This window comes from Nitrosomonas sp. Nm33, from assembly GCF_900107265.1.
In the GTDB taxonomy this organism is placed as follows: Bacteria; Pseudomonadota; Gammaproteobacteria; order Burkholderiales; family Nitrosomonadaceae; genus Nitrosomonas.
The window spans coordinates 53,843-62,915 of record NZ_FNPJ01000010.1 but is presented as its reverse complement, the minus strand read 5'-3'; the positions used below and the strand labels follow the sequence as shown (position 1 = coordinate 62,915).

Genomic DNA, 9,073 nt, shown 5'->3' with positions numbered 1-9,073 from the left:
CCAGGCCAAAACAATCAGAAAAAAGGAAGGATGCTCCATCGAGCAGCTCTTTACCGCTTATGCACTTTAAATCATTTTATATGGGATCAGCTATAATGTGGGGCTAATCTGGGGATAAGCTCTGTTTTGGTGTTACTTTCCACAATTTTGGGGGAGAATGCTATGATGAAAAAATTGATCGTAATTTTGGTCGTATTCCTGGCTGCATGCGCAAGTGTCAGAGGGCCGAAAGAGCAACCGTGGATTTATGAAGAACCGCTCGCAGGAAATCATGTTGATCTGGCACGCTGTGTTGTGGCTAGGCTGCAAGCGGATAGCAGATGGTCAATTCGCATGTTGCAATTCAGCAATCGACTCTACCAAGATATTGACGCATCCGAGATTTATGGATATGACACGAGATTCCTGCCGGGTATCTATGCGCGTAACTCCCCCACCAATCCCGATGCAGTTTATGATTATGTTGCCCCGAATCCAGAAATCCGTTCCTCTGGTCAAGGTAGTGTCGATACAGGGCCAGCTTATGCATTTGCTTTGATGATTAAGAAGATTAATGATAGCCGCGTGATGGCAACATTGAAGGGAAATAAACATGTGGGTGGTATCGCCTGGCAGCATTTGCAGACGTGCGCGTTGACCAGAACCAAGTCTTAGTAACGGCGCTTTGGTTCCATTGATCAAGATTTAGCATTAGGCTTTCCACATTCCTTACTGGATTCATGACACACCATTTCAGCTTACAAAAAGTAAAATCCTGCTTTAATCAACAACATAAAATATGTTTCATAGCTACGATGTGATCATCATCGGTGCTGGTGCAGCTGGGCTAATGTGTGCGATACAGGCCGGGAAACGCGGGCGCCGAGTATGGCTGATCGACCATATGGCAAAGATTGCAGAGAAGATACGTATTTCTGGCGGCGGACGATGTAACTTTACCAATATCCATGCCCACCCCCAATGTTATCTTTCGCAAAATCCGCATTTCTGCAGATCAGCGCTCAAACAATATACTGCGCAGGATTTCATCGCCTTGGTGCGCAGGCACGGTATTGCTTTTCATGAAAAAAAGCTGGGCCAGTTATTTTGTGACGATTCAGCCAAGCAGATCATTAACATGCTGCTAACGGAAGCTCGCGAGGCTGGAGTGAAACTGGAAATACCAACACGAGTGCTTGATATCGAGACTATCCAGGCTGGTTATCAGGTCAAAACCAGTAAAGGTGATCATACCTGTGCCTCTCTCGTGATTGCGACGGGCGGCCTTTCGATCCCGAAAATCGGAGCAAGCAATTTCGGCTATGAAACCGCCAAGAAATTCGGCTTGAATGTCATTCGGCCACGAGCTGGTCTGGTGCCACTGACTTTCGATGGTGCGTTGCTGGAACGCTGCAAGATGTTGAGTGGTTTATCGGTCGAGGCGGAGGTATGCTACAAGAAGCAGGTCTTTGCCGAAGGGCTGTTGTTCACTCACCGGGGGCTGAGTGGCCCATCCATCTTGCAGATCTCATCATACTGGCAAGAGGGTGAGCAAATCATCGTTAATCTGGCACCCGCAACAGACATTTTCAGGTTTCTCAAAGAGAAGAAGCAAAGTCAACCTAAGCTGCATGTGAGCAACGCACTTTCTGAAATTCTGCCCAGACGCCTTGCACAAAGCATCTGCGATGAGCAGACGTGCAATGGGACGCTGGGTTCATTGTCTGATAGCAAGCTGGCAGTACTTGCGCGTGCTGTCAACGACTGGTATATCAAGCCAACAGGTACCGAAGGCTACCGAACGGCGGAAGTTACAGTAGGGGGTGTCGATACGCAAGAACTCTCTTCACAGACAATGGAGGCAAAAAAACGCCCCGGCCTGTTTTTTATCGGCGAGGTTGTCGACGTGACCGGACATTTGGGTGGTTTTAATTTCCAGTGGGCCTGGTCTTCAGGTTATGCCGCGGGGCTGGTTGTGTAGCGTACATCACCACGCATAAGATATTAGAATTTAGGCTTATGTTTTGCTGAGGTATACCGTTTGACGCCCGCCATGATCTCCGCCTTGGCATCTTCAATACCGCCCCATCCTTCAATCTTGACCCATTTGCCCTTTTCTAAGTCTTTGTAGTGTGCAAAGAAATGCGCAATCTGCGCACGCATGAATTCAGGCAGATCTTCCACCGATTTGATATGGGTATAAAGGCTGCATAGCTTATCAATCGGCACAGCTACTAACTTGATATCTTCGCCAGCTTCGTCGGTCATATGCAATACACCGATCGGTCTACATCGAACGACTACCCCAGTAATCAAGGGCACTGGCGATATGACCAAAACATCTACTGGATCTTTATCTTCCGATAAGGTATGTGGAATATAGCCATAATTACAGGGATAATGCATGGAAGTGGACATAAAACGGTCTACAAACATGGCGCCTGTTTTCTTGTCCATTTCATATTTGATGGGATCGGAATTCATGGGTATTTCTACGATCACATTAAAATCATTGGGAAGATCCTGACCCGAATCGACGCGATCTAAATTCATTGGTAATCCTGAAAATTAATAATGCGCTATTATAACGGTAGGAGTTGATTATCAGGACATGATCCATTGATTCATGATTAACTTTTCTTCTTTCAAGAATGCTACGTTAATTTAGTCATTATGCGCATGTTACTTAAACTGGTTATTTTCATGGCAGCCGGTTATGCAGCTTTGCTGCTATTGGTATTTTTTGCCCAATCGTATCTTATCTATTTTCCGCAACGCAAAATTACCTTTACGCCCGCCCAAGAGGGGCTTCCCTATGAGTCAGTGGCGATTACCACGGTTGACAAGGAAACCCTGCATGGGTGGTTTGTACCTGCCCCTGTCGAGGCAAAAGGAACCATTCTTTTCTTGCACGGCAATGCGGGCAATATTTCCCATCGAAGAGATTATTTATTGACGTTTTATCGGTTGGGATATAACACCTTCATTTTTGATTATCGTGGTTATGGCAAAAGCAGCGGTTCACCATCAGAAGCTGGCACGTATCGTGACGCATCAGCGGCATGGCAATACTTGACCGAGATAAAAGCTATTCCGCCTTCTCGTATCGTGCTATTCGGCGAATCACTTGGTGGAGCTATCGCAGCCTGGTTAGCCGCCCAAAAAGATGCTGGCGCATTGGTGTTGGCATCGGTATTTACTTCGGTGCCTGACTTGGCAGCAGAATTATATCCTTTCCTGCCAGTGCGCCTCCTATCCCGATTTCAATACAATACGATCGATTATTTGCTGTCTGTCACTTGCCCAGTATTGGTCGCGCATAGCCCGCAAGATGAAATCGTGCCTTTTTGGCACGGCCAGGCGCTCTTTCAGGTAGCAGCCGAACCGAAGCTATTCCTGACATTGCAGGGCGGGCACAACGAAGGTTTCATTTTTACCCGCAAAGAATGGGCTATGGCACTGGATGATTTTATCAGTACAAGATTAGGAGCGCCTAGTAGATCGTCCCAGCAACTCCATTTCTAAATCAAACCTGACTTTGTCGGCTTCTCCTTGCCGTATTATTTATACTGTCTGCGGTTCGCCTTCGTGTCATCTTTGATTTGGAAATGGAATAACATAGGTACCAATATATCGTTTGGCTTGAATCAGTCGAAGGCCGGCATTCGTGTAACTTGACGGCTTGATAGCTCATCGCGAACGGTAACTGTCAGAATGGTATATCCATTTAGAAAGAATGTGAGAGTATACTTTTAGCACTTTTTGCTTATTTTTTAAGATTTTCGATAAAGGTAGATTGTTTCTGCCGTATCCAGAATCTAAAGTAATGTTTGTAAGTTTAGCTTTTATCCATTGAAATGGTTTTAATCGGTTCAATTAACCACGGATACATGGAGGTTCAGATGAAATTGCGTCATTTTATCGCTATGCTTTGTTTGCTTATCTTTAGTAGCGGGGCATACGCCTATCGTTGTACGATCGATATGAGAAAAATTGATGAGGCTTTGGCAAAAAAACCGGCGATCACCGAAGTGCAAGAAGCAGAGGTCAAGAAGTTGCGCGCTGAAGGTGAAGTCTTACATAACAAAGGAAAGCATAAAGAAGCACTGGAAGCGCTTGATAAAGCGCTGGAAATATTGGGTGTCCCGTTACAATCCCATGAGTAGGAAAATTATGGTATTGACTTACCCCGTGCCAATCATATTGGAAAAATTGAAAATAAATGACGCAGACTTATTTTGATCATAATGCTACCACCGCAATAGATGAAAAAGTATTGGAAGCAATGCTGCCGTATTTTCGGCAGGAATATGGCAATGCATCCAGTGGTCATGCGTATGGTATGGCAGCTCGCCGTGCGATCAATCAGGCGCGCGAGCAGGTCGCGCAGGCTGTTGGAGTGCAACCATCACAGATCATCTTTACCAGCGGCGGATCGGAAGCAAACAACCTTTTTATTCGCGGAGTGGCAGACTATTTAAAGCCTTCCCGTGTGGTCATCAGCGCGATTGAGCATCCTTGTATCAGGCGACCAGCCCAGGAATTGGCGCGAAGAACGAGTGAGCGTTGGCTGTTGCACCAACTCCCGGTGAATGAATTGGGGCAGGTGCGATTGGAGGATGCAAGTAATGCCTTGGCAGACCAGCCTGCTATGGTATCGGTGATGTTAGCAAACAATGAAACCGGCGTGATTCAGGAGGTTGCTAAAATCGCAGATATGGCCCGTGCTCAAGGTGCCTGGATGCATACCGACGCAGTTCAGGCATTCGGCAAGATTTCGTTCGATTTCAATGAATTGAGAGTGCATGCGATGACCATTTCAGCACACAAGATTTACGGACCCAAAGGCGCAGCAGCATTGATCATCGACAAACGGTTACTCCTCAAGCCATTGATTTATGGGGGAGGACACGAAAATGGACTGCGTTCAGGGACGGAGAATGTGCCAGCTATCGTCGGTTTCGGTGCTGCCTGTGAACTGGCTGGATCACGTATGGACGAGATGTCTGCTCGCTTGACCAAGTTGCGTGAATATCTAGAACAAGGCCTGCTTGCGTTGGGTGCCACTATTTTTGGATTGGGCGCGCCACGCTTACCCAATACCTGTTATTTTGCGCTGTCGGAGATTGAAGGGGATACGTTGGTTGTTCGCCTGGATAAAGCGGGTTTTGCAGTTGCCAGCGGTGCTGCCTGCTCCAGTGTGACACCCGGCCAGAGTCATGTGCTGGATGCAATGGGAGTTGCGCCCATGCTGGCGCGTTGCGCAGTAAGAGTGAGCCTCGGTCATGACAATACTATGGTCGAAGTCGATGATTTCTTGAAGACCGTGGGCAAGATCGCCGCAGAGCTGAAGAGCTTGAACGGAATGTTACTTCAATGATTATTGCACTCAAGACCGTTATCAAATTAAGGAAAGTTCGATGTTTTCCAGTAGAATAGCTCACTAATATTAATATCCCGACGCCAACAATCATAAGAAGATAAATAACGCGTCAAATGATGCTATGACTGACAAAAAAAGCCCAATCCCTCTTAAAGCAATTGTTTTGAGTGCAGGCCAGGGGCGGCGGCTACTTCCTCTCACTGAAAATACGCCTAAGTGCTTGTTACCCGTTTTTGATAAGCCTGTGATCGCATGGCAGATCGATGCTTTACTGCGGGCAGGAATCGAAGATATAACCGTGATTGTCGGATTTCAAATGGGGAAGGTGGAAGCATTACTGGCGGAGCGTTACGCTGATTATCCGCAAGTCAGAACGCGCTTTAACCCTTTTTTCGAAGTGGCGGATAATCTGGCCAGTTGCTGGATTGCACGAGATGAGATGACAGATGATTTTCTGTTGCTGAATGGCGATACACTGTTTGATGCCGATTTATTATCGCGTGTGCTGCACGCTGAAATGGCACCCATCACGCTTTGCGTAGACTTCAAGCAAATGTTTGATGAAGATGACATGAAAGTGCAGTTGGACACTGAAGGATGGGTAAGGCATGTCAGCAAAGTGCTCACTGCAGAGCAAACGGATGCTGAATCAATCGGTTTGATTTATTTTCGCAAACAAGGTGTTCAGCTTTTCCGTGCTGCGGTTGAGCGCGCATTGCGCGATCCCGCCAAGCTTAAATCCTGGTATCTCACCATTATTGATACTTTGGCTCAGCAGCGCTTGGTGAATTCCTGTTCTGTAAATGGATTCAATTGGTGTGAAATTGATTTCATTGATGATTTGCGTAGAACAGAAACACTATTTGCAGTACAGGACGACGCGCTAAAGAAAGCGAACAAAGTGGAAAGTGCACTAGGCGATGATATATTACCTTCTTCAATCTAGCTTATGGCGATAACCATTTTTAATGACACCATGCAAAAATTTGGTGCGCCGGCTACTGTTATCCGTCAGTATAACCATTGGAGCATCATGTTGCGTCCTGCCCAACTTACCTTGGGAGCGCTGGTACTCGTCGCACATGAACCAGCCAAGGCATTTTCTGAATTGAGCCCAGAGAGCTTTATGGAATTACATCAAGTGACCGGGCAAATTGAGTCTGCTCTGGAAAAAGCGTTCAATTACGACAAACTGAACTACTTGATGCTGATGATGGTTGATCCCGATGTTCATTTCCACGTAATCCCGCGTTATGCCCATTCACAGCAATTTACCGGACAAGAATTTATAGATGCCGGCTGGCCAGGTGTCCCTAATTTCAGTCAAATCAATCGCACCGATAGCGTAACCAACCAACTCATCATGGAACACATTACTGCTTGCTGGGAATAAAAAGATAACATGTCTGACAGAAATACAGCCCCTGTTTTTCCATTGCATGAAGCGCATGCACTCGTGCGCGATCTGATGACGCCTAATCCCTGGATTTACTGGCTGGATTTTCTGTTTCACATCACGCTCGGCTGGGCAGCATTTACAATGGCGCTGTATAGCTCATTTTTGTCAATTTGGCAGATTTTAGCTTGTGGTGTGACGGTATTGGCCTTTTATCGATCGGCCATCTTTATCCATGAACTCGCTCATCTTAAGAAAGGAACATTCAAAGTATTTCGCTTAGTGTGGAACCTGATTTGCGGCATTCCAATGATGATTCCATCGTTTACTTATGATGGTGTGCATAACGATCATCATAAACGGGATGTATACGGTACCAGCATGGATGGGGAATATCTGCCCTTCGCAACTCAACGACCCAGCGAAATGGTGCGTTATGTGCTGCTGTCATTCATTCTGCCGCTGCTGCTGGTGGCACGCTTCCTACTGCTGACACCGCTATCCTATTTGATACCGCCGTTGCGTAGGCTTGTATGGGAAAGAGCTTCTTCTCTGACGATTAATCCAAATTACAAACGTGCAGCCAATGCCGTGCGTAATGATCATCACTGGCGACTGCAGGAATTTGCCACCTTTGTGTTTGCATTGACGATTGTTACCGCTGTTGTCCTCAATATGCTGCCTTACCAGGTACTGGTGCTGTGGTATATCATTGCCGTATTGGTTTTTGTCCTCAATTCATTGCGCACATTGGCTGCGCATGCTTATCGTAACCCAAGCAATCATACTCTGGGATTGGCTGAGCAGTATCTCGATTCAATCAATATTCCAGGGAATTTCCTTACAGGCCTGTGGGCGCCGGTAGGATTGCGTTATCACGCGACCCATCATCTCTTCATGAGCCTGCCTTATCATAATCTCGGCAAGGCGCAGGATCGTCTTGTCCATGGATTGGGCGACAATACCCTTTACCTGCAGACTATGCGCAAAGGGTTGTGGGATGCATTGACACGCATCTGGAAAGAAGCTGCCGCATCATCTCGTTAAAAAAATATCATGAAACACCCCTTGAGTGAAAAACAGGAAATAACAAAGCTCGTCCTGCTGCGACATGGCAAAAGTATCTGGAATCATGACAGGCATTTTACCGGCTGGAGTGACGTGACGCTGAGTCCAGCTGGAGAAGAGGAAGCCAGGCAAGCAGGTCATTTGCTTAAGGAAGTCGGTTATACTTTTGATATCTGCTTTACATCAGAGCTGAAGCGGGCAACCGATACACTCAAGATCGTGTTGTCGACCATGGGTTTGGAAGAAACACCTATTCGACGAGACTGGCGATTGAACGAGCGCCATTACGGTGCATTGGAAGGATTGCGACCCTGGGAAGCGATCAGGCAATTTGGTATCTGGTCGATATTAAGTACTCAGATTTGCTTTGCAGCCACGCCGCCTTCTCTCGATCTGAAAGATGCACGTTTTCCAGGCAATCAAGTCAGCTATGCAGGCATTGATAAATCGCTCTTGCCTTTGGCAGAAAGTTTGAAGCAGACAGTGGAGCGAGCACAGCCTTTCTGGCAACAAACGATTTTGCCAGAGATTCAGCAAGGAAAACGTGTACTGATCGTCTCACACAAGAATCTACTACGTGGCTTGATTATGCAACTCGCCAACCTGTCGCAAAAGCAAGTGATGAAACTACCCATCGCAACCGCCCAGCCGCTGTGTTTTGAACTTGACAGTAAGCAGAATCTAGTCAGGTACTATTATGTGCATCGAGAGAAGGGTTGAACTCGACCTTATTTATTAGGATAACAGCCAAATCGAGTCAATTTCATAAAAAATATAGGGGTATCTAACCTTTAGTGCAATAGAGCTCATTTTTGACGTTATATTGCATCATTTTGGAGATTCAATTCTAGTTAGGCTCTAGTTAGGCATTTGGAGGTGTTTTGTGAGTACCGAAAATCAGGAAGAGGAAAGTCAGCCAGCCAATCCGGCTACAGCTCCGCAAAGACGTATGATCTTTCAAAGGGGTCTGATTTGATTTCTCTAATCAGAGATGAATCAGATGATTCCGAAATTAAGAAGCAGATAGCTGCTCACATTGAAGGCGTATTCGACAAGTACAAACTGGCTGGGTATCGCTTAGTAATTCTGTACGACGAAAACGGGACACTAAATCAGTTTCACTTAAACCGCCTATTAGAATATTCACCACTTTGATTTTTTGATTTCTGCACCAAAATCCAAAGAAAAGCGCACCATCTTGAAAGTTAGTACGTATCATAAATTAGTCAAAGGTTGGCAATCGAGGT

10 protein-coding genes are annotated in these 9,073 nt (G+C 46.2%); 9 read left to right on the top strand and 1 reads right to left on the bottom strand.

All coding sequences use genetic code 11. The features are described from left to right. Positions 1-162 precede the first annotated feature (162 nt). Complete coding sequence (locus BLV54_RS03860; protein WP_090568033.1) at positions 163-654, top strand: hypothetical protein; 492 nt, start codon at positions 163-165, stop codon at positions 652-654. 124 nt (positions 655-778) lie between these two features. Next, positions 779-1,960 (top strand): BaiN/RdsA family NAD(P)/FAD-dependent oxidoreductase, encoded by a 1,182-nt coding sequence (locus BLV54_RS03855; protein ID WP_090568029.1) that lies wholly within the window; start codon positions 779-781, stop codon positions 1,958-1,960. A 23-nt stretch (positions 1,961-1,983) separates the two neighbouring features. Here the strand turns inward: BLV54_RS03855 and ppa are convergent, their stop codons facing one another. After that, positions 1,984-2,532: an inorganic diphosphatase gene (gene ppa / locus BLV54_RS03850; RefSeq protein ID WP_090568026.1), complete on the bottom strand. Its 549-nt coding sequence runs from the start codon at positions 2,530-2,532 to the stop codon at positions 1,984-1,986. A gap of 150 nt (positions 2,533-2,682) precedes the next feature. Here ppa and BLV54_RS03845 point away from each other — a divergent pair, with 150 nt between their 5' ends. The 7 genes from BLV54_RS03845 (at position 2,683) to BLV54_RS03815 (ending at position 8,546) form a co-directional block, all read left to right on the top strand. Next, a complete protein-coding gene (locus tag BLV54_RS03845; RefSeq protein ID WP_256329094.1) occupies positions 2,683-3,504 on the top strand; it encodes an alpha/beta hydrolase in 822 nt (273 codons plus the stop codon). A gap of 377 nt (positions 3,505-3,881) precedes the next feature. Further along, on the top strand, positions 3,882-4,145 hold the full coding sequence (locus tag BLV54_RS03840) for a hypothetical protein (protein ID WP_090568020.1): 264 nt from the start codon (positions 3,882-3,884) through the stop codon (positions 4,143-4,145). Positions 4,146-4,201: 56 nt separating this feature from the next. Then, on the top strand, positions 4,202-5,359 hold the full coding sequence (locus BLV54_RS03835; protein WP_090568017.1) for a cysteine desulfurase family protein: 1,158 nt from the start codon (positions 4,202-4,204) through the stop codon (positions 5,357-5,359). Positions 5,360-5,483: 124 nt separating this feature from the next. Beyond that, complete coding sequence (locus BLV54_RS03830; protein WP_090568014.1) at positions 5,484-6,308, top strand: phosphocholine cytidylyltransferase family protein; 825 nt, start codon at positions 5,484-5,486, stop codon at positions 6,306-6,308. Positions 6,309-6,311: 3 nt separating this feature from the next. Further along, the gene (locus BLV54_RS03825; protein WP_090568011.1) at positions 6,312-6,755 is read left to right on the top strand and encodes an HIT family protein; all 444 of its coding nucleotides are present in this window, start codon (positions 6,312-6,314) and stop codon (positions 6,753-6,755) included. 9 nt (positions 6,756-6,764) lie between these two features. Next, positions 6,765-7,805 (top strand): fatty acid desaturase family protein, encoded by a 1,041-nt coding sequence (locus tag BLV54_RS03820; RefSeq protein ID WP_090568008.1) that lies wholly within the window; start codon positions 6,765-6,767, stop codon positions 7,803-7,805. Positions 7,806-7,814: 9 nt separating this feature from the next. After that, positions 7,815-8,546, top strand: coding sequence for a 2,3-bisphosphoglycerate-dependent phosphoglycerate mutase (locus BLV54_RS03815; protein WP_090568005.1), 732 nt, complete (start codon positions 7,815-7,817; stop codon positions 8,544-8,546). Positions 8,547-9,073 lie beyond the last annotated feature (527 nt).

Bases quoted from the DNA above. Each gene is read 5' to 3' on its own strand.
- BLV54_RS03820 (WP_090568008.1), top strand. From the start codon at position 6,765: ATGTCTGACAGAAATACAGCCCCTGTTTTTCCATTGCATGAAGCGCAT.
- BLV54_RS03855 (WP_090568029.1), top strand. From the start codon at position 779: ATGTTTCATAGCTACGATGTGATCATCATCGGTGCTGGTGCAGCTGGG.
- BLV54_RS03830 (WP_090568014.1), top strand. From the start codon at position 5,484: ATGACTGACAAAAAAAGCCCAATCCCTCTTAAAGCAATTGTTTTGAGT.
- BLV54_RS03815 (WP_090568005.1), top strand. From the start codon at position 7,815: ATGAAACACCCCTTGAGTGAAAAACAGGAAATAACAAAGCTCGTCCTG.
- BLV54_RS03860 (WP_090568033.1), top strand. From the start codon at position 163: ATGATGAAAAAATTGATCGTAATTTTGGTCGTATTCCTGGCTGCATGC.
- ppa (WP_090568026.1), bottom strand. From the start codon at position 2,532: ATGAATTTAGATCGCGTCGATTCGGGTCAGGATCTTCCCAATGATTTT.
- BLV54_RS03835 (WP_090568017.1), top strand. From the start codon at position 4,202: ATGACGCAGACTTATTTTGATCATAATGCTACCACCGCAATAGATGAA.
- BLV54_RS03825 (WP_090568011.1), top strand. From the start codon at position 6,312: ATGGCGATAACCATTTTTAATGACACCATGCAAAAATTTGGTGCGCCG.
- BLV54_RS03840 (WP_090568020.1), top strand. From the start codon at position 3,882: ATGAAATTGCGTCATTTTATCGCTATGCTTTGTTTGCTTATCTTTAGT.
- BLV54_RS03845 (WP_256329094.1), top strand. From the start codon at position 2,683: ATGGCAGCCGGTTATGCAGCTTTGCTGCTATTGGTATTTTTTGCCCAA.